General features: G+C 59.2%; 20 protein-coding genes and 1 tRNA gene. 17 read left to right on the top strand and 4 right to left on the bottom strand.

Annotation, left to right across the window (positions count from 1 at the left end):
• Positions 1-14: 14 nt before the first annotated feature.
• The 17 genes from FBR45_RS13605 to FBR45_RS13530 all read left to right on the top strand — a co-directional run bounded on the left by FBR45_RS13605 (position 15) and on the right by FBR45_RS13530 (position 15,108).
• Entirely contained in the window at positions 15-617 is a 603-nt protein-coding gene (locus FBR45_RS13605; RefSeq protein WP_138503241.1) for a gluconate 2-dehydrogenase subunit 3 family protein, read from the top strand.
• 140 nt (positions 618-757) lie between these two features.
• The gene (locus tag FBR45_RS13600) at positions 758-2,305 is read left to right on the top strand and encodes a GMC family oxidoreductase (RefSeq protein WP_138503239.1); all 1,548 of its coding nucleotides are present in this window, start codon (positions 758-760) and stop codon (positions 2,303-2,305) included.
• Positions 2,306-2,343: 38 nt separating this feature from the next.
• Positions 2,344-3,675, top strand: a complete 1,332-nt coding sequence (locus FBR45_RS13595; protein ID WP_138503237.1) for a family 1 glycosylhydrolase — start codon at positions 2,344-2,346, stop codon at positions 3,673-3,675.
• Positions 3,675-4,445, top strand: coding sequence for an alpha/beta fold hydrolase (locus tag FBR45_RS13590; protein WP_138503235.1), 771 nt, complete (start codon positions 3,675-3,677; stop codon positions 4,443-4,445). The genes FBR45_RS13595 and FBR45_RS13590 overlap by 1 nt, the downstream gene beginning before the upstream one ends.
• Positions 4,446-4,487: 42 nt before the next feature.
• Positions 4,488-4,561 (top strand) — tRNA-Pro (locus tag FBR45_RS13585).
• 326 nt (positions 4,562-4,887) lie between these two features.
• Entirely contained in the window at positions 4,888-6,330 is a 1,443-nt protein-coding gene (locus tag FBR45_RS13580) for an anthranilate synthase component I family protein (RefSeq protein ID WP_138503233.1), read from the top strand.
• The gene (locus FBR45_RS13575; protein WP_138503231.1) at positions 6,327-6,893 is read left to right on the top strand and encodes an anthranilate synthase component II; all 567 of its coding nucleotides are present in this window, start codon (positions 6,327-6,329) and stop codon (positions 6,891-6,893) included. The genes FBR45_RS13580 and FBR45_RS13575 overlap by 4 nt, the downstream gene beginning before the upstream one ends.
• 66 nt (positions 6,894-6,959) lie before the next feature.
• A complete protein-coding gene (gene trpD / locus FBR45_RS13570) occupies positions 6,960-7,946 on the top strand; it encodes an anthranilate phosphoribosyltransferase (RefSeq protein WP_138503229.1) in 987 nt (328 codons plus the stop codon).
• 137 nt (positions 7,947-8,083) lie between these two features.
• Complete coding sequence (gene trpC, locus FBR45_RS13565) at positions 8,084-8,893, top strand: indole-3-glycerol phosphate synthase TrpC (RefSeq protein WP_077924171.1); 810 nt, start codon at positions 8,084-8,086, stop codon at positions 8,891-8,893.
• Positions 8,894-8,905: 12 nt separating this feature from the next.
• Positions 8,906-9,544, top strand: coding sequence for a phosphoribosylanthranilate isomerase (locus tag FBR45_RS13560; RefSeq protein ID WP_077924172.1), 639 nt, complete (start codon positions 8,906-8,908; stop codon positions 9,542-9,544).
• A 35-nt stretch (positions 9,545-9,579) separates the two neighbouring features.
• Positions 9,580-10,020, top strand: a complete 441-nt coding sequence (locus FBR45_RS13555; protein WP_138503227.1) for a DUF6934 family protein — start codon at positions 9,580-9,582, stop codon at positions 10,018-10,020.
• A gap of 4 nt (positions 10,021-10,024) precedes the next feature.
• Positions 10,025-10,195, top strand: a complete 171-nt coding sequence (locus FBR45_RS26375) for a hypothetical protein (protein ID WP_171044890.1) — start codon at positions 10,025-10,027, stop codon at positions 10,193-10,195.
• A gap of 97 nt (positions 10,196-10,292) precedes the next feature.
• Positions 10,293-11,492 carry a tryptophan synthase subunit beta gene (trpB, locus tag FBR45_RS13550; RefSeq protein WP_138503225.1) on the top strand — a complete coding sequence of 400 codons (1,200 nt, stop codon included), beginning with the start codon at positions 10,293-10,295 and terminating at the stop codon, positions 11,490-11,492.
• 172 nt (positions 11,493-11,664) lie between these two features.
• Positions 11,665-12,456 carry a tryptophan synthase subunit alpha gene (gene trpA, locus FBR45_RS13545; protein ID WP_138503223.1) on the top strand — a complete coding sequence of 264 codons (792 nt, stop codon included), beginning with the start codon at positions 11,665-11,667 and terminating at the stop codon, positions 12,454-12,456.
• Positions 12,457-12,473: 17 nt separating this feature from the next.
• Positions 12,474-13,082 (top strand): bifunctional phosphoribosyl-AMP cyclohydrolase/phosphoribosyl-ATP diphosphatase HisIE, encoded by a 609-nt coding sequence (hisIE, locus tag FBR45_RS13540; RefSeq protein ID WP_138503221.1) that lies wholly within the window; start codon positions 12,474-12,476, stop codon positions 13,080-13,082.
• A 73-nt stretch (positions 13,083-13,155) separates the two neighbouring features.
• Positions 13,156-13,491 carry a phage holin family protein gene (locus FBR45_RS13535; RefSeq protein WP_138503219.1) on the top strand — a complete coding sequence of 112 codons (336 nt, stop codon included), beginning with the start codon at positions 13,156-13,158 and terminating at the stop codon, positions 13,489-13,491.
• 264 nt (positions 13,492-13,755) lie between these two features.
• A complete protein-coding gene (locus tag FBR45_RS13530) occupies positions 13,756-15,108 on the top strand; it encodes a flavin monoamine oxidase family protein (RefSeq protein ID WP_138503216.1) in 1,353 nt (450 codons plus the stop codon).
• A gap of 18 nt (positions 15,109-15,126) precedes the next feature.
• On the opposite strand, the gene FBR45_RS13525 is transcribed toward FBR45_RS13530, so the two are convergent.
• The 4 genes from FBR45_RS13525 to FBR45_RS13510 form a co-directional block, all read right to left on the bottom strand.
• On the bottom strand, positions 15,127-15,708 hold the full coding sequence (locus FBR45_RS13525; protein ID WP_138503215.1) for a DUF4082 domain-containing protein: 582 nt from the start codon (positions 15,706-15,708) through the stop codon (positions 15,127-15,129).
• A gap of 95 nt (positions 15,709-15,803) precedes the next feature.
• Positions 15,804-16,898: a DNA polymerase IV gene (gene dinB, locus FBR45_RS13520; protein WP_138503213.1), complete on the bottom strand. Its 1,095-nt coding sequence runs from the start codon at positions 16,896-16,898 to the stop codon at positions 15,804-15,806.
• A 118-nt stretch (positions 16,899-17,016) separates the two neighbouring features.
• A complete protein-coding gene (locus tag FBR45_RS13515) occupies positions 17,017-23,157 on the bottom strand; it encodes an alpha-2-macroglobulin family protein (protein ID WP_138503211.1) in 6,141 nt (2,046 codons plus the stop codon).
• 104 nt (positions 23,158-23,261) lie between these two features.
• Positions 23,262-26,573 (bottom strand): T9SS type A sorting domain-containing protein, encoded by a 3,312-nt coding sequence (locus tag FBR45_RS13510; RefSeq protein WP_138503209.1) that lies wholly within the window; start codon positions 26,571-26,573, stop codon positions 23,262-23,264.
• Between the last annotated feature and the right edge of the window lie 36 nt (positions 26,574-26,609).

The following is a 26,609-nucleotide window of genomic DNA, read 5'->3' as shown; positions in this document are numbered from 1 at the left end:
AACCAAACGCTCTTATGTCCCACCCAGCCAACACCGTTCGATCGTTGTTACAAACTGACCTGGTTACCGCGCCAACCCGAGAGGCACTGAACGGCCGGTTGAACGCACCACCGCGCCGACCCACGTTTTTCTCCGCCGATGAGTTTGCCCTGCTGCAGGCCGTATGTGATCGACTGGTTCCGCAGGAGGGACGGGAGCCGTCGCAACGCATCGACATCGCCAGCGGTATCGACCTGCGGTTATCCGAGAACAAGTCGAACGGCTGGCGGTACGATGACATGCCTCCCGATGGCGAAGCATATCGGCTGGGGTTGCGGGGGTTCGATGAAAGCGCGCAGGCCTGGTTCGGGCAGTCCTTCCGGGATCTCTCGCCCGAACAGCAGGACGAGGTGCTAACGGCCGTACAGGCGCTGGAAGCCCCCGGCTCTACCTGGGATATACTGCCTGCTGATCATTTTTTCGAGGAGTTGCTGGCCGAAGCCGTCGAGAACTACTACAGCCATCCTCTCGCTCAGGAAGAGATCGGCTACGTTGGTATGGCCGACGCCCCCGGCTGGCAACGGATTGGGCTCAATAACCTCGAAGATCGCGAAAAGCAAACCGATGCCTCAGCCTGAACGCTTGCCTGTCGGTCACCATATTCCGTGCGCTCGGCGCTTTCGCCGTGGTCCGTGGCAACAACAACCCGACAGGCAGAATCAATGCAACTGTAAATCAACCACAAACGCATACTTTACAGGAATACATTAGCCACCACATGACCACTACTCATGATATTGTCGACGCCGTCGTGATTGGAACCGGGGCGGGTGGCGCTCCGTTGCTGGCCCGGCTCGCCAGGGCTGGCCTGCGCGTCGTTGCGCTCGAAGCGGGCCGACACTGGAACCCGAAACTGGATTTTGCGACCGACGAGCGGGCGCAGGATAAGCTCTTCTGGAACGATGAGCGACTGAGTGCCGGCCAGGACGCGCTGGCGTTCGGCAACAACAACTCCGGTACCGGCGTGGGCGGCTCTACGCTGCATTATACCGCCTACACCCCCCGCGCCCAGCCCGATGATCTCCGCATCCGAACCGAGTTTGGCGTGGGCGAAGACTGGCCCATCGACTTTGCCGACCTGGCCTCGTATTACGAAGAGGTCGAACAGTTTCTGGGCGTGTCGGGCCCTTCGCCTTACCCGTGGGGGCCAACCCGCAACCGGGGGTATGCCTTAGGGCCACTGCCCGTCAACGGCGCCGGTCAGCTGATGGAGCGGGGATGCCGGACGCTGGGTATCCGAACCTCGCCAGCGGCCAATGCAGCGCTTTCAGTCGGATATTATCAGGAAGGCGTTGGTCACCGGCCGGGCTGTACGAACCGGGGTTTCTGCCAGGCGGGCTGTACCGTGGGTGCCAAAGCAAGTATGGACGTGACCTATATTCCGCTGGCCATCCACTACGGGGCCGAAGTCAGGCCGGAGTGTTTTGTCACGCAACTCGTCCGTAACGCGTCGGGCCGAATCAGCGAGGTAGTTTATATCCGCAACGGGCAGGAAGAGCGGCAACGGTGCCATAACGTGTTCCTCTGCGCCGGGGCCATCGAAACGCCCCGATTGTTGCTGCTCAACGGCATCGGCAACAGCAGCGGGCAGGTTGGCCGCAATCTGATGGCCCATACCGCCCTGCAACTCTGGGGCGAGTTCGACGAAGACATTCGGCCCTATAAAGGCATTCCCGGCGCTATTATCTCCGAAGATACCCACCGCCCCACCAACGCCGACTTTGTGGGTGGTTACCTCCTCCAATCAATCGGTGTGATGCCCGTAACGTACCTCAGCCAGATGGCACGGGGACGCGGGCTATGGGGATCGGCGCTGAAACAGGCGGCTTCGGCCTACAACCACGTGGCGGGTATCAACATTCTGGGCGACTGCCTGCCCTACGAGCATAACTACCTCGAGCTATCCGACGAAACCGACAGCCGCGGCCTGCCCAAGCCACGCATTTTTTTCTCGAACGGCGAGAGCGAAGAACGCATGACGGCCCATGCCGATCAGCTCATGCGACAGATCTGGGACGCGGCCGGCGCCCGTAACGTCTGGACCTTTCCGCGCAATGCGCATATCATCGGCACCTGTCGGATGGGCAACGACCCCGATACCGCCGTGGTAAACGCCGATGGCCGGTCGTTCGACATTCCGAATCTGTACATCAGCGATAATTCTACATTCCCGAGCGCACTCAGTGTCAACCCGGCTTTGACGATCATGTCGCTGGCCCTGCGTACCGCCGATAAATTTTTAACGAGCCAGCGAAGAACGGCCTGATCGGTCGGCAGATGCCTGCTCTCTTATTTTTTGCACGTATGAGTTTTCTGGATAACATAAAAAAGCGCTTCGGCGACGGCAATTACGACGGTGATGAGTTCGGCGGAGCGGGTGGCCACGATGGCAGCGGACTTCCTGACGGAAACCCGGGCAACTTCATGTTCGCTACCGGCATCGAATGTTCGTACCCGACCATCAAAAACGGCACCGTTCGGCGCGATCAGCTGCGCGAGTGCGGCCACTACGACAGGTACAAAGAAGACCTGGGGCTGGTGAAAGAAATGGGGCTGAACGTACTGCGCTACGGCCTGCCCTACTACAGCATGCACAAAGGCCCCGGCCAGTTCGACTGGGAGTTTGCCGATCTGGCGATGGCCGAAATCAAGCGACTCGGTATCACGCCGATTCTGGACCTGATGCACTTCGGCGTTCCGGACTGGATCGGCGATTTTCAGAATCCCGAGCTTCCGGTTCATTTTTCCGATTTCTGCGCGGCCGTTGCCGAACGCTACCCCTGGGTGCGCTACTATACGCCCGTCAACGAGATCTACGTGACGGCCCGGATCAGCGGCAAAGACGGCGTCTGGAACGAGCAGCTAAAAACCGACCGGGGCTTTGTTACGGCGCTGAAACACTGCGTAGCTGCCAGCATCATGGGTAATCAGCAGATTGCCAAGCGCCGGAACGACTGTGTCATCGTGCAGAGCGAAAGCGCTGAATACATCCACGAACTCTGCGCCACGCCCTCGGCCGCTACGCAGCTCGACAACGAACTGCGGTTCCTGTCGCTGGATCTGCTCTACGCCAATCCGCCCTCGACCACCGTGGGCATGTACATGATGGATAACGGCCTCACCCGCGACGAGTACAACTGGTTCATGGCCGGCAAACCGCCGGGTTACCAGATCATGGGCAACGACTACTACGGCCGAAACGAGCGCATCAAACTGCCCGACGGTCGGGTCGAAACGTCGATGGACGTACTGGGCTGGTACGAAATCACCCGCGACTACTACGAGCGGTACCACATGCCCGTGATGCATACTGAAACCAACGTCTTCGAAGCGGATCAGGCGCCCATATGGCTTTACAAACAGTGGGTCAGCATCATGCGCATGCGTCGCGACGGGGTTCCGGTGCTCGGTTTTACCTGGTACAGCCTCATCGATCAGATCGACTGGGATTCGCAGCTGGGCGAGCTGAACAACCACGTCAACGAGTGTGGCCTGTTCGATCTTGACCGGAAGCCCCGGCCCGTTGCCGAAGCCTACAAGAGCCTGCTGAAAGAGTTTGGCCAGATCACCATCGTTCCCTACGGCGAAATTCTGGAGGTGACCGACCGGCCCGCCCGCTTAAAAGTACCTGTCTGATGCGCCACCCCGTCAATTCTATCTACCTGAACGTTCGCGAGCAGGGTCAGGGCAGCCTGACCCTGCTGTTCATGCATTACTTCGGTGGCTCATCGATGGAGTGGCAGCGGGTCATGAATCAACTGGCCGACCGTTACCACTGCGTAGCCCTCGACCTGCGCGGTCACGGTCACTCCGACGCGCCCGGAACGGGGTATTCGGTAGACGACATGGCCGATGACGTAGAGGAGCTGGTTAGCACAATGGGCATAGGCCCCTACGTACTGGTCGGGCATTCGATGAGCGGCAAGGTAGCCCTGGCCGTAGCCGCCCGGCAGCCTGCCAGCCTGCGTCAGCTAATACTGGTATCGCCCTCGCCCCCCTGCCCCGAACCCATTCCCGACGACGAACGGCAGAAACTCCTGACCGGACACGGCCAGCGGGCATCGGCCGAGAAGACACTCAAGAACATTACCGAAATAGCCGTTTCGGGCGATGCGAGCGAGCAGATCATTACCGATGACCTCCGCACCGCCCAACCGGCCTGGGACGCCTGGCTGCAACACGGCAGCAACGAAGACATTACGGATCGGATGCGCCACATCGCGGTTCCGGTCGCCATCATCGTTGGGTCAGAAGACCGCGCACTCCCGCCCGACGTACAGGAAACCATGGTAAAGCCGTACCTGCCGCAGGCCACCATCACCCGCTGCGACGGGGCCGGCCACCTCCTGCCCTGGGAAATACCCGACCAGTTAGCGGCTTTTATCGCAAAAAAAGTTACCGAATAATTTTCGCAAGAATAGGTAATGTATTTACCTTTGTGGCCCATTCGGGGTGTAGCGCAGCCTGGTAGCGCGCTACGTTCGGGACGTAGAGGTCGTGGGTTCGAATCCCGCCACCCCGACAAATAAACGAAGCGTTGCCTGACAGCGCGCTACGTTGGGGATGTAGAGGTTGTGGCCGGGGGCGCGTTCGCCTTCGAATCACGCAGGGCCATTCAGGCCACCCCGACAAATAAACGAAGCGCAGCCTGGTGGCACGCTACGAAAACGACATAACAATTGTGAACAAGGCATCTGTAAGCATGATTTGGTGGTGGCACTCTTCCTATCCGGGATGAGGGTTGCCCCTATGCTGTTCATAAACGAACATACACAAGGCTCACCGTCATCCCGGTGAGCCTTATTTTTTTGTCCTAATCGCTAACGAATCACTCTTAACAACGCTACAATGACCCTTTCCGCCCCGCCAGCAACTACCTACCGTGTAGTGACCCGATACAAGCGGATGCTGGCCGACATCATTACCCCCGTCAGCATCTACCTCCGTATCCGCGATCGGTTTCTGAACAGCATCCTGCTCGAAAGTTCCGACTACCACGGGAACGACAACTCCTTCTCCTACATCGCCTTCGACCCGGTAGCGCGGTTCTCGTACGAAGGGCAGCAGCTGACGGTTCAGCTCCCCGGCCAGTCGGAGCAGGTTCGTACGGTCGAGTCGGCCGACATGCTCACGGCCCTGCAGCAGTTCAAAGACAGCTTTCAGCATGAGAAGCTGCCGTTTTCGTTCATCACCAATGGGCTGTTCGGCTACTTCGGTTACCCGGCCGTACAAAGTTTCGAAGACATCCGGCTACAGGCCCCCGTTCCGGCCGAAAACCAGATTCCGGCGGCCGTTTTTGCGGTGTATCGGTACGTTATCGCCATCAACCATTTCAAAGACGAGCTATACCTTTTCGAACACAGCTACCTGCAGGCTAACGAAGCAGAACCCGAGACCTCTACCCTCAACGACATCGGCGACCTGATTACGGGCCGCAACTACCCAACCTATTCGTTTAGCCCGGCCGGGCCCGAACAGTCTAACTTTACGGACGATGAGTTCCGGGGCGTGGTGCAGAAAGGGAAAGACCACTGCCAGCGGGGCGACGTGTTCCAGATCGTACTGTCGCGCCGGTTCGAGATGCCGTTCGTGGGCGATGAGTTCAACGTGTACCGGTCGCTGCGGTCGCTCAACCCCTCGCCGTATCTGTTTTACTTCGACTACGGCAACTACAAACTCTTCGGTTCATCGCCCGAGTCGCAGATTGTGGTGAAAGACCGCAAAGCCACCATCTACCCCATTGCCGGCACCTTCCGGCGCACCGGCGACGATGCGCACGATGCGGAACTGGCTCAGAAACTCTACGACGACCCCAAAGAATCGGCCGAGCACGTGATGCTGGTCGACCTGGCCCGTAACGACCTTAGCCGCAACTGCGACGTGGTAAAAGTCGAAACCTTCAAGGAGGTTCAGTACTACTCCCACGTCATCCACCTCGTCTCGAAAGTAGTCGGCGACCTGACCGAAACGGCCGACCCGCTACAGATCGTGGCCGAAACCTTCCCCGCCGGTACGCTCTCGGGCGCGCCGAAACACATGGCCATGCGGCTCATCGACCGCTACGAAAACCTGAGCCGGTCGTTCTATTCGGGCAGCATCGGCTACATGGGTTTCGACGGTGAGTTCAACCATTGTATCATGATCCGCACGTTCATGAGCAAAGACAATACGCTCTATTACCAGGCGGGGGCCGGTGTGGTGGCCAAGTCAGTCGTAGAGAGCGAAGTGCAGGAAGTACACAACAAACTGGCTGCCCTCCGGATGGCCATCGAACAGGCAAAATCCTTATGAAACTCTTAGTTTTGGATAATTACGACTCGTTCACCTACAACCTGGTTTACATCCTGCGGGAACTGGGATACCGGCCCGATGTGGTCAGGAACGACAAACTGACCGTTGAGGCTGTTGGTCAGTACGACAAAATCATGCTCTCGCCGGGGCCGGGTATCCCGTCCGAAGCGGGTATCATGCAGGACCTGGTTCGGGAACACGGCCCTACGAAAAGCATCCTGGGCATCTGCCTGGGCCACCAGGGCATCGGCGAAGTGTATGGCGCCACGCTCGAAAACCTGGGCGACGTGCTGCATGGCGTGGCGCACCGGGCCACCGTGACCGACACCGCCGAACGACTCTTTGCCGGCATCCCCGCCGAGCTGACCGTAGGCCGCTACCATTCCTGGACGGTTGTTCCGGCGTCGATGCCCGCCGACCTGCGCACCACCGCCATCGACGAAAACGGCCGCGTTATGGCTCTGGCCCACACGCGCTACGACGTACGGGGTCTACAGTTTCATCCCGAATCGGTACTGACCGAAAACGGCGTAAAAATGATCCAGAACTGGCTAACCCATTGAGCGAATGACCAATTGAGTGAATGGGCGAATAAGCCAGCGACCAAACACTCATTCACTAATTGAAAAATGAAAGCAATTCTCAATCACCTGTTCGAGTACAAAACGCTCTCGAAAGATCAGGCCCGGCAAACCCTGATCGGTATCAGCCGGGGCGACTATAATACGGCTCAGATAGCCTCCTTTCTGACCGTTTACATGATGCGGAGCCTGCGCGTGGAAGAACTCGAAGGCTTCCGCGACGCCATGCTGGAACTCTGCCTGCCGGTCGACCTGGCAGCCTATGACCCCATGGACCTCTGCGGCACCGGGGGCGACGGTAAGGACACCTTCAACATCTCGACCCTGTCGGCCTTCGTAGTGGCAGGAGCCGGGCAGCGGGTGGCCAAACACGGGAACCACGGCGTTTCGTCGCTGGTCGGGTCATCGACTGTGCTGGAGCGGCTGGGTTACCGGTTTACCAACGACGTTGGCGAGCTGGAGCGCAAGATCGAGACGGCCGGTATCTGTTTCCTGCACGCTCCGCTGTTTCACCCCGCCATGAAAAACGTAGGCCCTATCCGGAAAGACCTGGGCGTAAAAACCTTTTTCAACGTGCTCGGTCCGATGGTGAATCCGGCCAAACCCCAAAAACAGCTCGTAGGGGTGTTTAGTCTTGAATTGGCTCGACTTTATGCGTACCTTTATCAGCAATCGGGTAAGCAGTTTACGATCCTTCACGCCCTCGACGGGTACGACGAGATTTCGCTGACGGGAGCGTTCAAGATGATAAGTAACCAGGCCGAGCAGGTACTGGAACCCGAACACCTGGGAATGAACACGTTGACCCCGGAATCGCTGGCGGGCGGACATACCCTCGACGAGTCGGCCCAGATCTTTCTGGATGTGCTCGACAACAAGGGTACAGCGGCTCAGAACCAAGCCGTTCTGGCCAACTCGGCGATAGCGTTGCTCACCGCCGGTAAGGCCAGCTCCCGCGAGGAGGGCGTCCTGATGGCCCGCGAATCGCTGGAGAGTGGCCGGGCCCGGCAGGCGTTTGACCGGCTGATTGCGTAGAACCAGTATATAGGGTCGTGGAGCCGGGAGGTTTTCACGACGAACGAATAGTTTTCGATAGCAGAACCAGAATAGTAATACGAACGAGTTACTTAGCCTAGCGGCTGGACAGACCGGGAGGTCTGCCTGTTTATGAGATGACAATTCTTGACGAAATCATTGCCCAGAAACGAATCGAAGTAGCCCAGCGGCAGGCCGAAACACCCCGGTCGGCGCTGGAACAGATGCCTGACTTCAAACGCCCCACGCTGTCGGCGCGCGATGCGGTACAGGACTTTCGATCAACCGGCATCATTGCCGAATTCAAACGCCGGTCTCCCTCTAAAGGCCTCATCAACGGTACTGCCGACGTGGCCACCACCACCCGGGGCTATGTACAGGCAGGCGCAGCGGTACTGAGCGTACTGACCGACGAGCCGTTTTTTGGCGGTACGCCCGCCGACCTGCAGGCCGCCCGGGCCGCCAACCCCGGCACGCCCATTCTTCGCAAAGACTTTATTGTCGATACTTACCAGCTCCTCGAAGCCAAAGCCTGGGGAGCCGACCTGGTCCTGCTGATCGCGGCCTGCCTGACGCCCGACGAGGTATCTACCCTCAGCATGCAGGCGCAGGATCTGGGTTTACAGGTATTGCTGGAAGTACACGACGAAGACGAGCTGGACCGTTCGCTGACGCATACCGTCGATCTGGTAGGCGTCAACAATCGAAACCTGAAAACCTTCGAGACATCGGTCGAGACCTCGCTGCGGCTCGTGGAACGGATTCCGGATACGTTCGCCAAAATCACCGAAAGTGGCCTGCACGATGCTCAAACCATGCGAACGCTGTTCCGGGCCGGGTTCGACGGATTCCTGATCGGCGAAGCTTTTATGAAAACCACGGACCCGGCGGCTGCGCTGGCCACACTTATTCATCAATATACGTTAACGTCTGCTGTACCCATCTAACTCGTTTCTACCATGAAAATCAAAGTGTGCGGTCTGCGCGATGCCGACAATCTCCGTGAGGTTGCCGCCCTTGGTCCCGACTTTATCGGGTTTATTTTCTACGATCAGTCGCCCCGCTTCGTGGGCGATACGCTGGACGAGACGGTGGTGAAAGAACTGCCCCGCTCGATCCGGAAAGTAGGCGTCTTTGTCAACGCCAGTCCGGACTTCATTCTGCGAACGGTTAAGAAATATGACTTCCAGTACGTACAGCTCCACGGCAACGAAACGCCGGAGTACTGCCGGAGCCTGCGCAACCGGGGCATCAGCCTGATCAAGGCTTTTCGGGTCGATGGGTCGTTCAACTTCTCGATGCTGAACAACTACAAAGCCCAGTGCGACTTTTTTCTGTTCGATGCCAAAGGCGATCAGCCCGGCGGCAACGGACATACCTTCGACTGGAGTATCCTGAGCCGCTACGACAACGAAAAGCCGTTTTTCATCAGCGGAGGCATCGGCCTGCACAACCTCGACCAGCTGGATGCGCTGAAAGGCATGAAGCTGTACGGTGTTGATGTCAATAGCCAGGTTGAAATCGCCCCCGGCATCAAAGACGTGGCGCAGGTAAAAGAACTGATTGACCGGCTAAGACCCGTAGAGGAAGAAGTTTAGCGCTACCCAATGCCGACAAAAGTATATTTGCCGGCATGAACGAACCCGCCTATCCGTTTAGCAGCCGTAACCAGGGGCTCTATTACAGCTTCTACAGTGTAAGTGACAGTAAAATTGTTACAAAGCTTGTCATCTACTCCCCTATCAGTAGCTCCGTTTATAATCTTGCCCTTGTAGATGTGCAGGCTGACGGGAGCCTCGCCGATGATGTTACGACTAATAATCAGGATATAAATCAGGTGATGGCCACCGTTATTCAAACCATGCTGGCCTTTTCAGACCAGTATCCAGACAAACTGATTTATGTCCAGGGGAGTGATGATAAGCGAACTCGTCTTTATCGGATTCTGATAACAAGAGAACTCGATGAGGCTCAGCGGTTGTTCACCATTTATGGAAAACGGAACGACCAGCAATACGAACCTTTCGTCAAAGGACATCAGTACGTTGGTTTTCTGTTTCAACGAAATCAATAGGCTTATGAAAACGTCTGAGGAAACAACAGCAGAGAAATTCTCTGTACCACCCATTCCTGATAAGCTTCACCCTACCGTACAAGCCTTTGTCGACAAAAAGGTGGAGCAGGCTCGGGAAAGCCTGAAAGAGGCTGACCTGTCGGCCATTCTCCGCGACCGCCAGGGCAACCAGTAGCCAGAAAACGTAAGCCACTCCGGGCCTCCTCAACCGCATAGACCACATGGCCGATTATCGGCCTTCACCCGCAGGAGCCCGCTAATTTTAGTCAACGATGCAATCTACCCTCGAACCGCAAACCTCGTTTGCCGTTACTGATAAAGGTTTTTACGGCCGCTTCGGCGGGGCGTTCATTCCGGAAATGCTCTACCCGAACGTTGAAGAACTGCGGCAGAGCTACCTGCAGATCATGGCCGATCCCGCATTTCAGGCCGAATTTCAGCAGTTACTCGAAGATTACGTGGGTCGCCCAACGCCCCTGTTTCTGGCCAGGCGGCTGTCGGAGCAGGTCGGCGCTACGGTTTACCTCAAACGCGAAGACCTTTGCCATACGGGCGCTCACAAGATCAACAATACCATTGGGCAGATCCTGGTGGCGCAGCGGCTCGGCAAAAAACGAATCGTGGCCGAAACCGGGGCCGGTCAGCATGGCGTGGCAACGGCAACGGTCTGCGCGCTGATGGGGCTGGAATGCATCGTTTACATGGGCAGCATCGACATGGAGCGGCAAAAACCGAACGTTGACCGGATGCGGATGCTGGGCGCCGAAGTGCGGCCTGCTACCTCGGGGAGCCAGACGCTCAAAGATGCGACCAACGAGGCCATGCGCCACTGGATCAACAACCCCGTCGATACCCATTACATCATCGGCTCGGTCGTTGGCCCCCACCCGTACCCCGATATGGTTGCGCGCTTTCAGTCGGTTATCTCGGAAGAGATCCGGAAGCAGCTGTTTGCCAAAACGGGTCGTGAGAATCCCGATTATGTAGTGGCCTGCGTAGGGGGCGGCAGCAATGCAGCTGGCGCGTTCTACCACTTCCTGAACGAACCGGCCGTACGGCTGGTAGCTACCGAAGCCGCCGGACTGGGCGTATCGTCGGGCCATTCGGCTGCGACCACAGCGCTCGGCAAACCGGGCGTACTGCACGGCAGCCGGACCATTCTGATGCAAACCGAAGACGGACAGGTTACCGAACCCTATTCCATTTCGGCGGGGCTCGACTATCCTGGCATTGGCCCGCTCCACGCTCACCTGTTCGACACGGGCCGGGGCGATTTCTACGCCATTACCGACGATGACGCCATGCAGGCTGGCTTCAACCTCAGCAAACTCGAAGGCATCATTCCCGCCATCGAAACCGCCCACGCGCTGGCAGCCCTTCCCAAAATGGGCCTTACCCCCACCGACGTGGTCGTGGTTTGCCTGTCGGGCCGGGGCGACAAAGACCTGAGCACCTATTCGAAATATTTGTGAGTTGGCTTTGTCTGCCCAAACCCTGTCCGTGGTCGCAGACCCAGACAGTGGTTTGGGCAGACAAAACCAAAGCCCCGGCCCGGGTCTGCGACTACGGGCCGGGAAAAGCCCCACACAGGCGACTGTACCTGACCGCTTCGCCCGCCTACTGATGACTGTTTAACGACTTGCCATGACCAGTTCCATTACCCGAAACCGGATAACCGACCTCTTTGCCCAGAAAGGCGACCGACTGCTGAACGTTTATTTTACCGCTGGCTTCCCCAACCTCGACGATACCCTGACCATACTGCGCGGCTTGCAGGCTGCCGGCGTCGATCTGGTCGAGATTGGCATGCCCTATTCCGACCCCGTTGCCGATGGCGAAACCATCCAGCAGAGCAACGGGAAAGCGCTTGAGAACGGCATGTCGCTCAGGACGTTGTTCGCGCAGCTGGCCAGTTGCCGCCAGGAGATTTCGGTGCCCATTCTGCTCATGGGCTACATTAACCCGGTGCTTCAGTTTGGGGTCGAGAACTTCTGCCAGCAATGCCGCGCGGTAGGTGTCGATGGTGTTATCCTGCCCGACCTGCCGCTCGACCTGTTTCTGGCCGAATATGCCGAGACCTTCCGAGCCTACGGTATTCTGAACGTGAATCTGATTACGCCCCAGACTTCAGATGAGCGCATCCGGCACATCGACGCCGAATCTGACGGGTTTATCTACATGGTCTCCTCAGCCAGCATTACGGGCTCGACCAAAGGCATCAGTGAACCGATGCGGGCCTATTTTGACCGGATTCGCGCCATGCAGCTGCGCAACCCCCGCCTGATCGGATTCGGGATCAACGACCACGAGACCTTCGATACGGCTTGTCAGTACGCCAACGGCGCCATTGTGGGGAGTGCCTTTATTCGCCATCTGCAGGATCATGGCACCTCACCCGAGAGCATCCGTGCCTTTGTAGGGACGATTCGATCCTAAGCCCCTACCTTTGCAGTATGAATTCCGACATTAACTTCGACAAATCGACCGATGGGCTGATTCCGGCCGTGATTCAGGATGCCGATACGGGTAACGTACTCATGCTGGGCTACATGAACCGCGAGGCTTACGAAAAGACCCTGGCCGAGCAGGTCGTTACGTTTTTCAGCCGCAGCAAACAACGGCTCTGGACCAAAGGCGAAACGTCGAATAACTTTCTGCACGTGCGGGAGATACGGATCGACTGCGACGGCGATACGCTCCTGATCAAGGTTCACCCCGCCGGGCCAACCTGCCACACGGGTGCCGACACCTGCTTTGATGAAGTCAACAAAGGGCAGGGCCAGTTTCTCAATTACCTGCAGCACATCATCCACGACCGGAAAGTCAATCCGGCCGATGGGTCGTATACGGCGTCGCTGTTCCGAAAAGGCGTCAACAAGATTGCGCAAAAGGTAGGCGAAGAGGCTGTAGAGCTGGTCATTGAGGCTAAAGACAATAACGACCACCTCTTCAAGGGCGAAGCGGCCGATCTGCTCTTCCATTTTCTGGTGCTGCTGGAACAGAAAAACATAGACCTCGACGATATCATTGCCGTGCTGCAAAGTCGTCACGTTAAACAATAGTTTTCCGTTGTCGGTTAAAATTTGCAGTTTCGACTTTCCGAAACGAATAACCGATCACTGAAAACTTTCCACTATGGGTCTCATCATTCGCATCCTTATCAGCGCCGTAGCTGTTTACGTCGCCAGTATGTTCATTCCGGGCATCACCGTATCGGGCGGGCCAGCTACCTACCTGATCGTGGCCATTGTACTGGGTTTCCTGAACGCCTTTATCAAGCCGATCCTGACGGTTCTTACCATTCCCATTACGATTCTGACCCTGGGTCTGTTTCTGCTGGTGCTGAACGTGCTGATGGTTTATCTGACGGCCTACCTGGTTCCGGGCTTTGCCGTGAGTGGTTTCATAGCCGCACTGCTGTTCAGTATTGTCGTCTCCATCATTACGGCCCTCATCGACGCCATCGTATAAACTGACCGGCGGTTCGATTGCCATCCAGCTGACTCGCCGACGCCAATTCATTTAGTATCCTGATCGCCCCTGCCAGCACCTAAGCCCGGCAGGGGCGATCTGCTATCAGCCCATAGCGATAGGAACCATATACAGCCCCAGCGGGGCTAAATCTTGAATGGCATTGGTTGCGGCTATGGACATGTCGCCCCGCTGGAGCCAGGCGTGATTTCTTTACCAGGTCATGGTTTTTGTGTAGGTTAGGGTACGATTCCTGAACCAACCATGACCGATGATAAAAAGCCGTACGACGTACTTGTCGTGGGAGCGGGTTATGCGGGTCTGACCGCGGCCTATGAACTCATTAAAGCCGGCAAAACCGTGCTGCTGCTCGAAGCCCGCGACCGGGTAGGCGGTCGGGTGCATACGCAACGCTTCGATGACGGCTCGTACGTCGACCTGGGCGGGGCCTGGGTTGGTCCAACGCAGGATCGGCTGTATGCGCTGGGCCGCACGTTCAGCGTCGACACGTTCCCCACTTACGATACCGGCAAAAGCACCCAGTATTTTCGGGGAAAGGTCAAACGCTACAAAGGCCTCATTCCACCCCTGCCGCTGTTTTCGCTGCTGAGTCTGGACGCGGCCATCAAACGAATCAATAAACTCTCGAAAACGGTTGACCTCGCCGAACCCTGGAACACGCCCAATGCCCGCCAGCTCGACAGCCAGACGCTGGCCGACTGGATGAACGGGCAGATGGGCTACGAAACGGCCCGCCAGTTCTTCACCATTGCCGTAGGCGCCATCTGGGCCGCCGATCCGGCTGATTTCTCGCTGTTACATGCGCTGTTTTACATCCGGTCGGGTCGGGATCTGGATACGCTCATGAACGTAAAGAACGGCGCGCAGGCGGAGCGGTTTGTGGGGGGCGCGCAGACCATTGCCGACCGGATGGCCGCTACCTTCGCCGACCGGATCGTGTTCAACGCCCCCGTACGAACCATCAACCAGACCGACGCACAAGTAGAGGTCACCACCGACACGACTACGTACAGGGCCAGCCGGGTTGTTGTCGCCATTCCGCCCGCGTTACAGGCCGACATCCGGTTCGAGCCCGCCCTGCCGCCCCAGCGACAGCAGCTGATGACGCAGCTGCCGATGGGAGCCGTCTGGAAATGTTACGCCATCTACGACCGGCCGTTCTGGCGCGACCAGGGCCTGAACGGCCTGGCCGCTACCCCCGACGGACCCATCAGCGTTACCTTCGATAACTCGCCCAGGGATGGCAGCCAGGGTATACTGATGGGGTTTGTGCTGGGTAGTAAAGCCCGGGACTTCTCGCTGCTGTCGGACAACGAACGGCGAGCATCAGCCCTGCAGTCGTTTGCGACGTTTTTCGGCCCGGAAGCCGCCCGCCCGCGCCGGTACCTCGACCATTCGTTTCTGAACGAAGCCTGGAGCAAAGGCTGCTACGCGGCCGTGCCGCAGCCCGGTTTCTGGACCAGCGCGGGCCCGGCCCTGCGGCAACCCGTCGGGCGAATCCACTGGGCCGGCACCGAGACGTCCGATGTCTGGAACGGCTATATCGAGGGGGCCGTACGCTCCGGCGAGCGCGTGGCCCGCGAGGTTACGGACTGACGGCTTTTACGAACCGGCTCAGTCAGGGATAAACGTAAACTCCGGATAGCCGTACAGTTCGCTTTTCACATTCTGTACAGCGTCGGGAAACAGCGCCGGGGCCGTTAGCCGGTAGCAGGCATTATAAACCAGAATACTGCCTTTGGTAAACGGCATGAACTCGCCACCCCCCGTTTTGTAGGCCGCTCCGTATTTCTTGTTGGTGCCGCCCGACTGGCTGTTGATGCTGATTACGTATTTCTTGTTGGCAACCAGGGCCAGCGATTCGATGTCGGCCATGGTCAGTTTGTCGGGGGCGGTTTGTTCTACAGTCTTTTGCCGTACCGATTGTTTGGTATCAAAATCCCAGATGATGACGCGATACGTGCCGGGCTCGGGCATTTTGCTACCTACCTGGGTAAGCCTCCCCGCCACCGACGAGCTGAATACAACCCCCAGTTCCCATGGGCCGGAAGTACGTACGCTGGGAGTTAGGGTACTCTCAGCACTCATAAAGCTGGTCAGTGCCTGTTCGGATGGCTTTACCGTTTCTTTGTCGCCACAGTTGGTCAGGCCCGTTGCCATCAGCAACGCCAGCCCGGTAGTCAGTATAGTTTTCATCGTTCAGCTATGTTAATCTGAACCCTTAGTCGAAGCCAGCCCGCCCGGGCTAACAGCCGAAACGGCCCATTGAGCGAACGGTCATCGGCGCGATCCTAGTCACCAAACAGGGTTAGCTGACCACTGCCCGTGGTTTCTTCCGTATTCAGCCCCGAGAGCGACACCCCCAGCAACCGAATTCCCTGGCTAACGGGCAGAACGCTCTGCAAGAGCTCACCCGCCACCTGCGCCAGCACCGCCTGCGACGGAACGGCCGATAACAGCGTGCGGCTGCGGGTAATCTGCCGGAAGTCGGCAAACTTAATCTTGACCGTGACGGTGCGCCCCCGGATACCCCGGCCCTGGCAGTACTGCCAGACCTCCTCGGCCAGGGGGTGCAGGCCGTCCAGCAGCTCGGGTACCTCATGCAAATCCGTCTCGAAGGTATTCTCGGACCCAACCGACTTCCGGACCCGGTCGGGGTTGACGGGCCGGTCGTCGATGCCGCGCGCAATCTGGTAGTAGTACTGGCCCGCCTTGCCGAAGTGGCGCTGCAAAAACGCCACCGACTGCTGGCGGAGGTCGAGCCCGGTGAAGATGCCCAATGCGTTCATTTTTTGCGCCGTCACGCGACCGATCCCGTGAAACTGCCCGACCAGCAGGGTTTCAACGAAGCGGGGGCCATCGGCGGGTTTGATCACAAACAGCCCGTCGGGTTTCTGATGATCGGATGCCAGCTTGGCCAGGAACTTGTTATACGACACCCCGGCCGAGGCCGTCAGTCCGGTGGTTTCGCGGATTTTTGCTTTGATCTGCCGGGCCATGTCCGTTGCCGACGGCAGGCCAGCCCGATTTTCGGTTACGTCGAGGTAGGCTTCATCGAGCGAGAGCGGTTCGATTAGGGGTGTATAGTCCGCAAACACCGCCCGGATCTGGGCCGATACGGCCTTATACACCTCGAACCGGGGCTTGACGAAGATTAGCTCCGGACACTGCCGGATGGCCGTTACCGACGCCATGGCCGACCTGACTCCATATACGCGGGCTTCGTAACTGGCCGCGGCCACCACACCCCGCGCCCGCGAACCCCCTACCGCCACCGGTTTACCCCGTAATTCGGGATTGTCGCGCTGCTCGACCGACGCGTAGAAGGCATCCATATCGATATGGATAATCCGGCGAATGGCGGGCTGTTCGGGTTGAGCAGGCATCCGACAAATTTACACATTTTACCGCGCCAAACCCGGCCCCAGGCCCCGCAGCTTCCGCGGCAAAAATGGCCTGAACAGCCGTTGAACGCTGTTAACCGCCTGCTCAGGCCACCGCTTCTCAACGCCCGGCGGGGGCGGGTACATGCACGCGCGTACCGACCGACCGAGCCGCGAGCTCGGGTGCGTAGAAACACTGGATCGTAGCAACCCCACTCGCATAATCGCCGGTATGCACCACCCGCAGGCCATACTCGAACACGTGGGTACCGACCGGCAGCTGGTCCAGGTAGAAGTCCGTGCTGGCGTCGCGGGGGGCTTCGTAGTAACCCAGTCCATTCTGATACCGGTAGCCCGACAAAACGGCCCCGGCGCCGTCGGCCGCTGGTTCAAAACCCGACGCGCGGCTGTCTTTCAGGTGTACATACTGCATGTCCCGATCGGTACGCACTTCGAGCCGAACCCGCAGCCGATCGCCGGGTTTCAGGGCGGTTTTGTCGGTGACGAGCGTGCTGACGGGGCCAGCCGGGCTGTCGCGTTCCAGAAACAGCTGCTTCGTTACGGTCAGGTTGCCCATGGCCGTTTTGATGGCCGACGAGGGCGTTACGCGGTCAAGGGGTTCGAAGTGCTGGTAATAGATACCGCCCCAGGCCGGGCCGCTGCCGGTTTTGCTGACGGTGACTACGCCCAGCTCCGGTTTGATCTCGGCGGGCTGGTACGTTACTTTCTGGTAGCCTACCGGGCCCGCTGCGGCCACATCGACCGGTCGGCCACCCACCCGCAGCTCCGTTGTGGCCTGAGTGTTCAGCCAGTCATCACCGTTGAGCAACAGCGCATAAATAGCCTCGGTGGTGGCTTTGGTACTTGGCCAGGCCTGCGTCCGTTTCTGGCTCAGCAGCCATTGCTTCATGGCATTAACCGATTTGGTATCGTTCAGAATTTCCTGAAACGCTTCGATCAGCAATGCCTGCGTTTCGATGGGAGCCTGCTGCCAGGCATAGCCCGGTTTGTTGGCGGGCCAGTACATACCCAGCTCGTCGGACTGCGCAGCCCGTTCGCCGAGCGACTTCAGGATAGCTACCGGGGTTTGACGATCGCCCAGCCGGTACAGGGCCAGCGCCGTCAGGGCCTGCTCCTGAATACCCATTGTTGACCAGTTTTTCGTGATGTGGTTCTGAATATAGTCCCGAACGGCTTTGTCGGCTATGGGCTGAGCCGGGTAGAACGACCGGGCATAGAGGTACTGAACAGCCCAGAACGTATCGTAACCAGCCTGTTTCCGCTGTTTGTGCATCTGCACCCACTGCCGGGCGGTTTCATCGACAAAGGGCAGGGCTCGCGTTTGCAGCCCGGTAGCCAGCTGCTGCTGACTTTCGGGCAGGGTTACCCCCAGTCGGGTCAGGTGGCCGAAGCCCGCCAGCAGATGCAGCGAAACGGTTCGGTCGATGGGCATACCCGCAAACCAGACGAAGCCGCCGTTCGCGGCCTGTAACAACTGAAGTTTCCGCAGGGCCTGTTCCTGCCCGGCCAGCAGATTGTCTGCCTGCAAAAACCGGCCGATCTGCGCCTGTTGGCGGGTCTGGTCGCGGGCATCGCGTCGCCAGGGGGTTTCGTCGAGGGTGACGCTTTTCAGCTCGGAGTTCGTTTCGAGCGGGTTGGCCGGTGCTTTTTTGGCCCAGGCGTCGGCTACGGCCCGAATCTCGGGGCGGGCGCTGACGATGCGGCTGGCCAGCGCATTGGCGTAGAACCGGCTGAACAGCTGCTCGGCACACTCGTACGGAAATTCGTTCAGGTACGGCAAACTTTGCAGGGCGGTCCAGACCGGGTTGCTGGTCAGCTCAACCGTCAGCCGCTCGGCCGACAGCGGCAACTCGGGCGACTGACTGGCCAGTGCATTCAGCCGTACTTCTTTTTTGCCTCCTCCGTTCACGTAGAACGGCTGGCTGTCCAACACGAGCATCCGGTTGGGCAGCACGGGAACGGTTCGCTCTTCGGCATCGGTAAAGTCGCCGGCCGAAGCCGATTTGCGGATCGTTACGTTCTCCAGCCCGGGAGGCACGATGACCGTCCAGGCTACGGCTGCGCTCAGTCCTTTAGCGGCCGTAAACGCCTGATTGGGCGAAACCCGGCCCGGCCCGAAGAGGGCGGTGGTGAGCGACTGGCCGGTAACGGGGTCGATGGCGTCGATCCGGGCCGTGCCGCTGAGCGATTTGTCGGACAGGTTGTTGACGCGGGCAGTTAGCCGGAGCGTGTCGCCTTCGCGCAGGAAGCGGGGCAGGTTACCCGTGATCATCAGCTCTTTCTGCGTCACGACGGTACGCTCGAACGAGCCGGTTTTCAGGTCGGGCGTATGCGCAAACGCCAGCAGCCGCCAGCGCGTGAGGGCTTCGGGCATGGTGAAGCTGAGCAGCACCCGACCCTGCGCATCGGTCTGTAGTTTGGGGAAGAAGAACGCAGTTTCGCTGAAGTTACGGCGCGGTGAAACCGACGGGCTGGTGGTAGTCGATGTCGGCCTTTCGGCGGCTATCGCTTCGCGTAACTCCACCACATTATCACTGGCCTCTTCCATCGTCGCTACCTTAGCCACGGCTCCGCTTAACGACTTGCGGGGTGCCGCTGCCCGGAGAACACCCGCCCCGCCCCGGCCGTAGCCTGCGGATATACCCTCCTGCAATGTCCGCAACGAAGGCAACCTGTCTCCGCCGAAGCTGGCCAGCGCGTCATACCGGCGGCCGATCGGCTGCCGGTCCCGGTAGTTATACCAAAACAGATTGCTCGTAACAGTTTTGAAGTTGGCTGGCATCCACTGTAAACCACCGTCATGGAAAAGGATCGGGTTTTCCGGACCACTGGGCCAGTTGAGCGGCACAAACGCATCCAGCGATGCGTCATACAAAGTAGCCACCAGTTCTGACAGCACCTGTTCGTTACCCGGCCCGCTGACCCGGAGCGTCCATTGCTCGGCCTGCCCGGGTTTAAGCAAATCGCGGAACGTCAGGGTTTCGATCCGCAGCGTTCGGTCGGGTTTCGACAGGGTGATGGGTTTGGCTACGTCCAGCTTGCGGCCGTCCTGCACTTTTGTAAACCATACGGAAATTCCGTTCTGGTAGTCGCTGATGATGGGCACCTCGACCCGGGTGGGTTCGTCGGTCAGTTTGATCCAGCGCTCCTCCCGAATTACTCCCCTGTTTGCTACCCGCATCAGCACCGGGCCGGGGCCTCCCCCCAGCAGAAAAGCAACCGACTGACCGGGTTTGCCTTCAGTGTTCAGCGCCTTCACCCAGCCGTCGGGCCGGGCCATAACGAACGGCTGGGCCTCGGTTGTAATGGTAACGTACTGCGTCAGGGTAGTGCTCTCGCCAGCCGCATCGGTCACGCGGAGGTCGGCGGCATAGATACCGGCCGGATAGCGGCTCAGGGCCAGCTTCAGCGTGTCGGTCTGGTTGATCGACACCGTCTCGACGGCAGCGCCTTTGGGCCAGTTGGTCAGCTTGTCTTCATCGGCATAGACATCCGTAGGAAACAGTTTTTTAAAGGCCTCCCGGCTCAGCGCATATCGGTCGGGCGCTTCCCACAGGCGTTTGCGCAGGGCTTGCCGGGGCGGAGTCAGGGGCGACAGGGTTAGCTGACCGCTTACGGGTACGCGCTCGCCCCCGGCGTTGGTCACGCGGATGGATACGGACTGGTCGCGGTTGTCGAGCTGCGGGGGCAGGTTGAGCGTAGCCGTCAGGGCCGAGTACCCAATCGAGAGGCTTTGCTGGGTCGAACGGGTTTCGCCGGTCGCGTCAGTTACGTCAATGATGACGACGAAGTTGAAAGTCGGATTGGTCTGTCGATCGATGAGCGAGTCGGGCTGAGCCACGAACGTGAGCGACACCGCGCCGGTAGCATCGGTCGTGAGCGTACCGTTGGCAATTTCGGTTTCGGGCCCGACCGGCAGGCCCTGACGACCCGTCGGTATGTAGTTGCTCCACTCCCACCAGATCCAGCGCGGTTTGAGCTGGCGCGTAATCCGGTAGCGTACCGAAGCGCCGTCGACGACTGCCCCCGCAAAGGTTTTAGCCGTAGCCGTTACCGATACTGGCTGCCCCAGTTTATAACTGCCTTTCAGCGGGGCGGCTTTTACCTCGAACGTGGGGCGTTTATATTCTTCGACCCGAACGCTGGTCTGGCTGTTTTCGATCCGGATGCTCATGTCGCCCGTCAGCCGACCGGTTGGGGCCGTAAACTGACCATCTACCGTACCGAAGGCGTTGCTGGTCAGCGTCAGGGAGGATACCGTTTCGCCATTTACATCGACCAGCGTGGCCTGCGTTTGCGTACCTGCCGCTACCCGGTAGTCATCGGTTTTGCCTTTGTACAGCACGCCCTTGAAAAAGATCGGCTGCCCAGGCCGGTAGATGGCCCGGTCGGTGAAGAGCAGCGCCCGGATCTCGTCCTCGCCGGTGTTCGATTCGGTCCGCTGGTAGCCGGGCCAGTATATGGGTTCGGTATCGATGGTATCGAGTCGGGTAACGATCCGGAACCGGTAACTACGATTGCCCTGTACAACCTTGTCAGGTACCACCAGCCCGCCCGTAGCGTCGGTGCGCATGGTGTTGAGCCGCCGATGCTCCTGGTAATTGTTGACATAGACCTGCTCGAACAGCTCGACCCGCGCGTTGGGCAGGGGCTGGCCCGTTTGCCGGTTCAGCACATACAGCTTGGGGTCACGCGTGTAATGATTGTCGAGATCATCGGACTGGCCCGACCCAACGGGTTTAACCGGCACCGGCCGATGCCCGATCAGGTACCCGATATGCGTCACGTGAAGCCGCGTGTAGGTCAGCACCTCAGTAGCCTCCGACATATCGGGTTTGTTGGCAATCAGCACCACATAATGCCCCAGCGGCAGGGCAGGCAGGGCTATTTCGGTCCGGTGTGACTGCAGATCGCCATCGTCGGGCAGGCTGACCGAGCCCTGGAGTAAAACGGGCCGTTTCAGATACTGCCGCGCCAACCCTTTGCCATCGTCGGGATTCTGCCGACGGTCGACCCGGTTCTGATCATCGACACTGGTTTTAATCAGGCGGTAGTAGAGGGTCGGCACGTTCTGGTACGTGACCGACGCCCGGATGGGTTTGTTGGGCGCGTTGCCTTCTTCGACCTGTACAGTGACCAGCGGGGTTCTGAACCGGTCGAGCAGCTGCCGCAGGTTAGTGGTCTCGGGCGTAGTCTGGGGGAATCGTTTGAGCAGATCGGCCGCCAGATCAGCCGCCCGCCGTCGCCAGCCACCGGCTGGGCGCTGGTTGCTCAGTTCGCTCCATAACGTGACCAGCGCCAGCCCATAGAACGGCTCGGCTGGCTGGTTACGAATGGATTTGAGCCGCTGCTCCAGCGCCTGCTGGTAGCGCAAATCTTTGTTGGGCAGGATGCTGTACTGATGCACGAACGCCAGCCGGTCGGCATCGAGCACCGCCAGCGGCAACGGATTGGTATCGGCCTCATGAAACGCCATCAGACGCTGATAAAGCTGCAACGCCCGGAATCGGAGCGAGAGCGTATCGGAGCTGGTGAGCGGTGTTTTCAGAAACGTGGCCGCATCGGCCAGGTAAGCCGGTTGGTCCAGCGCGAACCGGTTGGCAGGCCGGATGATGTCGGGTTCTGTGTTCCGGTAAAAAGTCAGCGCCCGATGCGCCAGAAAGTCGTAAAGCGTTGGCCGCAGCAGCCGCGACTCCGCATCGCCTTTCTCAATAATTAGATCGAAAGCGGAAACGGGCGTTTTCCGGAGCAGATCGAGCGGCTTCAGCGAGGCTTCGTAGGCGGTGACGGATTCGGCCACCAGTCGGCGCAGATCCCAGGTACGGGGGTCGGCCGAGGCCCGATCGTCGGTTCGGCGGCTCTGGAACTTCCAGCGGTTTTGCTCATAGTACTGCCAGTACGTTTCGGCCAGAATGGACTGGAGCACATTGCGGGCGGGCGCGGGCGACTCGGCCACATCGCGCCGGAGCGACTCGATCAGTTCGGCATGGACATCTTCGGTCGAGTAGGGCTGGTGGGCCAGTCGGTACATAGCCGCTTTTACCACCTGCGGGTGGTTTCGGTCGGCTTTGGCGCGGGTATAAATCCGGTTAACGATCTCGAGTGCCGATTGGGGCAAGCCTTTTTTCAGGAGTGAATCGGCCTGTTTCCAGTCCTGGGTAAAGGTCGGATCGGGTCTATTTTTCTGAGCAACGGCCGATAGGGCGGTCAGCAACAGCAGTACGGTGAAGAAACGGTTCATAGTTTGTTGGCCTGTGGGATTCGTACCCGATGAGATGAAGGTACGCGGACATTTCCACACGCGGTGTAGCTAGGATACCGTTTCGAGCCAAAGGGTTTAATCAGCTATTGCTTTACCACCCGCCGAACCTCCGTCCGGTCGCCTACCCGGATCCGGAGCAGGTAAACCCCCGTCGGGAATGGGCTCAGATCGACCTCGCGCGAGAAAGCCCCAAACGAGCGCCCCGCCGACTCATCCAGCACCGGCCGCCCCGATGCGTCGATCAGCTGGAGCGTTACGGCCGGGCCGCCCTCCCACTGGCCGCTGATGCGCAGGTAGCTGCTAGTCGGATTCGGGTAGACCGATACCGAGAGCGGAAGCGCCGGTTCGCTGGCGGTCAGGATGGTTACCGTAATGACAGCCGTGCCGCTGGCGATACCCGTACCGCACTGACCGTTCGAAACCCCCGCCAGCCAGTACGTAACCGTGGTATCGGGCCGAATGCGAATGCGGTAGGGCGACTGACTGGTCGTAAGGGTCTGGTTGCCGCCCGGCCCGCTCACCGTAAAACTCCAGGGGGCGCTGCCGGTCAACGCCACGCTCACCTCCGCCGAGTCTCCTTTGATGACACTGGCCGTGCCGGTCATCGATGCGGTGGGCAGAGCCCGAACTACCAGCCTGGGGCCAGTGTTGACCAGCGTCAGCGCTGGCGAGGTAGCTTCGACATGCAGCGAGTACGAGCCCGCTTTCTGCACCCTCGGAATCGGCAGCGTCAGCTGGCCCTGAACGGCCGTTGTTTCGGATAGCCGGGTCAGCTGGCCGGTACTGTCGCGCAGGGAGAACACAAACCGGTTATCGGCCGCCAGCTCCCCTACCCGCTCATACCCGACGGTCCAGGAACTACCGGCGCACAGCAGGCTATCGGTAGCGGTCAGCCCCCGCAGCCCGGGTTTGTAGCTCACCCGTACCTGTCCCGTGGCGGTACCGTATCCGCAGACGTTGTATACGCGCTGAATGGTAAACGTACTGGCGGCCGTGGTGCTGGCGGGCGCCACAAACAGGCTCCCGTTGGCAAACCCGTCGAGCAGCTGATTATCGCTCAGCCGTACCGAAAACACATCCCGGGCTTTACTGGCCACTTTCAGTTCGGCGCTGGTCTGATTGGGTTCCAGCTGAACGGCGGTCTGGCCGTCGGGCGTGGTCAGGGTAACGTTGGGCGCGCTTCGAACGGTTATCGGGTTGGCTGTGGGCAGGCTGGTCAGCGTCAGGCTACTGGTTTTGGCAACCACACGCAGAAACAGGTTTTTCCCGATCATGGCGGTATCTACCGTTACCCGCAGGCCGGGCAGCAAACCGGCCGTTGGCAGGTCGCGGTAGGTTCCGGTGGCGCTGTCGGTAGCGGCCTGTACAACCAGCGTGGCGCTGTCCGGAACGCGCCCTGCCGTTATGATCGGGACGGGTAGTTCGTTACCGATGCAGGCGTAGCTGTTTATCGTTCCCATCTGCATCAGAAACGGCTGTACGGTCAGGGATACGGTATTGCTGGCTGGCGCGGTACTACAGCCGTCGGTCAGGGTTTTGAGGTAATATGTGGCCGATGTCTGCGGAAACCGCTTCAGCGATACGAAGGTGGCGTTGGTCTGGCCTTTGGTGCCGTCGGAGAGTTCATAGCGGAACGGCGGCTGCCCCTGGAAGCCAAGCACCAGCTCGGCCGATGCGCCCGGCAGCACTACGGTTGTAACGCCGTCGGTATAACCCGCCCGTCGATCGTCGGGGGTGATAGCCAGCGTTGCCTTTGGGGCAAACTCAGATACGTAGAAGCCCGTCTCGTTGCTGACCACGCCCGAGTCGGTAGCTACCAGCCGTAACTTATAGAAACTGGCCTCCTGCGGCACCCGGAACTGAAGCGTATCGGCCGCCGTACGAACCGTATCGACATAGTTACCGTAGAATGTACCCAGGCCGTCCGACAGTTCGAGCCGGAACCGGTTAGCGGCCGTATAGGTGCCCGACAGACCGAAACTTACCCGCAGCAGGCTCCCCGGGCAGTAAAGACTGTCGGGTCGTTTCAGGTACAGCACCCGCTGGTCCGGCTGGCGAACGTTGATCGTTACCTGCCCCTCGGTGGTGCCGACGCCACAGCTGTTGCGAACAGACCGAACGGTATAGGTCGTAGTTTTGTCGACAAACAGGTCGAAACGGGCTACCTGGGAATAGAAATCCTCGTCGGTTTTGACGCGTCGGGTGGTACCGTCGGACAGGGTGATCTCGTAATCGCGTCCGCCCGTTACCGTAACCTGGAAGTTAATGCCCTGGGGTTTGTCCAGCTCGGTACTGAAATTGGCCGGTAGGATGGCTCTGGGCACCGTACCGACATGAACCCGCCGGTTATGAACAACGCCGAACTGCGCCTGTTCGGCCCGGTCAGGGTAGCGAACCTGCACCGCATAAACGCCCGAATAGATATCGCCCTGCCCCGGGCCGGGCAGCACCACCGTCATAACCCGGTTCTGGATGCTGAGCACCGTTCCGTAGCCGGTATATGAGCCTAGGTTACCGGTAGCGCTGGTGGGTGGCCCGATCAAAAACGCCCAGGCCGCCGGATTAGTCCCGAGCGCAGCCGAGTCGACCGACAGATACGCCCGGATGGTATCGCCCCCGCAAAACCGGTAGCTCGACAGCGAGTCGATCCGTACACTGGGTTGCACCGTAACCACCGCTGAGCCGCTGATAGTCCCCGCCGTGCCGCAGCCCGAAGCCAGACCGGTAACCCGGTAGGTGGTGGTCGTGTCGGGAAACAGGCTAACCGGTCGGAATATGGTCCGTTCCAGCCCCTCGGTCGGTACCTGACTTCCATCGCTCAGGTTGATAGCGATGGGACCAATGCCGGTTACGTCGAGCGTAACAACGGCCGGTTCGCCCCGGCGGATGGTCGTTGATCCGCGCAGGTTGACAATCGGCAACGGGTTGATGTTGATAGCCCCCGCGTAGGTGCCAGCTGCATTTGCCGACCGTAGCCGCAGCCGGTACGAACCCGGTACCAGCGTATCCGGTACGGTTAGCCGGAGCGGGCTGGCGGTACCGCTTACGGGAATACTCACGACGGTCGTGCTACGCCGGTTGATGAGGTCAGCCGTAACGACGCCGGTAGCGGAGAGCGGTTTTTCGGCCGAGAAATAAATCTGTAGGGAACCGCCGGGGCAGAGTGCCTGGGTCGATAGCTGGGTAATCAACAGGCCGGTCGTGTCGGCGACTGGCTTGACAAGACTGTCCTGTGGCGCGGCCATGGTTATAGGTTTAACCACGCCAGTCGCTTGTATCGAGAGGTTTACTCGCTGCAGCCCGGGCGTCGAAGCCGCCGAATGAGCCTGTGTGTTAGCACACAGCAACCCAACCAGCAACCACAGTCCGCTGCCAACTTGTAAAAAATTTTTCATTTTGAATAAAGCGAATACCTATAAAAGGATTTTACA

Source organism: Spirosoma lacussanchae, from assembly GCF_005870035.1.
In the GTDB taxonomy this organism is placed as follows: Bacteria; Bacteroidota; Bacteroidia; order Cytophagales; family Spirosomataceae; genus Spirosoma; species Spirosoma lacussanchae.
This window is presented reverse-complemented; position numbering and strand designations above follow the sequence as displayed.

What these genes read in the sequence shown, in the direction of transcription:
- FBR45_RS13605 (WP_138503241.1), top strand. Translation starts at nt 15, where the DNA reads ATGTCCCACCCAGCCAACACCGTTCGATCGTTGTTACAAACTGACCTG.
- trpC (WP_077924171.1), top strand. Translation starts at nt 8,084, where the DNA reads ATGACAATTCTTGACGAAATCATTGCCCAGAAACGAATCGAAGTAGCC.
- FBR45_RS26375 (WP_171044890.1), top strand. Translation starts at nt 10,025, where the DNA reads ATGAAAACGTCTGAGGAAACAACAGCAGAGAAATTCTCTGTACCACCC.
- FBR45_RS13575 (WP_138503231.1), top strand. Translation starts at nt 6,327, where the DNA reads ATGAAACTCTTAGTTTTGGATAATTACGACTCGTTCACCTACAACCTG.
- FBR45_RS13600 (WP_138503239.1), top strand. Translation starts at nt 758, where the DNA reads ATGACCACTACTCATGATATTGTCGACGCCGTCGTGATTGGAACCGGG.
- FBR45_RS13590 (WP_138503235.1), top strand. Translation starts at nt 3,675, where the DNA reads ATGCGCCACCCCGTCAATTCTATCTACCTGAACGTTCGCGAGCAGGGT.
- trpA (WP_138503223.1), top strand. Translation starts at nt 11,665, where the DNA reads ATGACCAGTTCCATTACCCGAAACCGGATAACCGACCTCTTTGCCCAG.
- hisIE (WP_138503221.1), top strand. Translation starts at nt 12,474, where the DNA reads ATGAATTCCGACATTAACTTCGACAAATCGACCGATGGGCTGATTCCG.
- FBR45_RS13560 (WP_077924172.1), top strand. Translation starts at nt 8,906, where the DNA reads ATGAAAATCAAAGTGTGCGGTCTGCGCGATGCCGACAATCTCCGTGAG.
- FBR45_RS13525 (WP_138503215.1), bottom strand. Translation starts at nt 15,708, where the DNA reads ATGAAAACTATACTGACTACCGGGCTGGCGTTGCTGATGGCAACGGGC.
- FBR45_RS13515 (WP_138503211.1), bottom strand. Translation starts at nt 23,157, where the DNA reads ATGAACCGTTTCTTCACCGTACTGCTGTTGCTGACCGCCCTATCGGCC.
- FBR45_RS13555 (WP_138503227.1), top strand. Translation starts at nt 9,580, where the DNA reads ATGAACGAACCCGCCTATCCGTTTAGCAGCCGTAACCAGGGGCTCTAT.
- dinB (WP_138503213.1), bottom strand. Translation starts at nt 16,898, where the DNA reads ATGCCTGCTCAACCCGAACAGCCCGCCATTCGCCGGATTATCCATATC.
- FBR45_RS13510 (WP_138503209.1), bottom strand. Translation starts at nt 26,573, where the DNA reads ATGAAAAATTTTTTACAAGTTGGCAGCGGACTGTGGTTGCTGGTTGGG.
- FBR45_RS13595 (WP_138503237.1), top strand. Translation starts at nt 2,344, where the DNA reads ATGAGTTTTCTGGATAACATAAAAAAGCGCTTCGGCGACGGCAATTAC.
- trpB (WP_138503225.1), top strand. Translation starts at nt 10,293, where the DNA reads ATGCAATCTACCCTCGAACCGCAAACCTCGTTTGCCGTTACTGATAAA.
- FBR45_RS13580 (WP_138503233.1), top strand. Translation starts at nt 4,888, where the DNA reads ATGACCCTTTCCGCCCCGCCAGCAACTACCTACCGTGTAGTGACCCGA.
- FBR45_RS13530 (WP_138503216.1), top strand. Translation starts at nt 13,756, where the DNA reads ATGACCGATGATAAAAAGCCGTACGACGTACTTGTCGTGGGAGCGGGT.
- trpD (WP_138503229.1), top strand. Translation starts at nt 6,960, where the DNA reads ATGAAAGCAATTCTCAATCACCTGTTCGAGTACAAAACGCTCTCGAAA.
- FBR45_RS13535 (WP_138503219.1), top strand. Translation starts at nt 13,156, where the DNA reads ATGGGTCTCATCATTCGCATCCTTATCAGCGCCGTAGCTGTTTACGTC.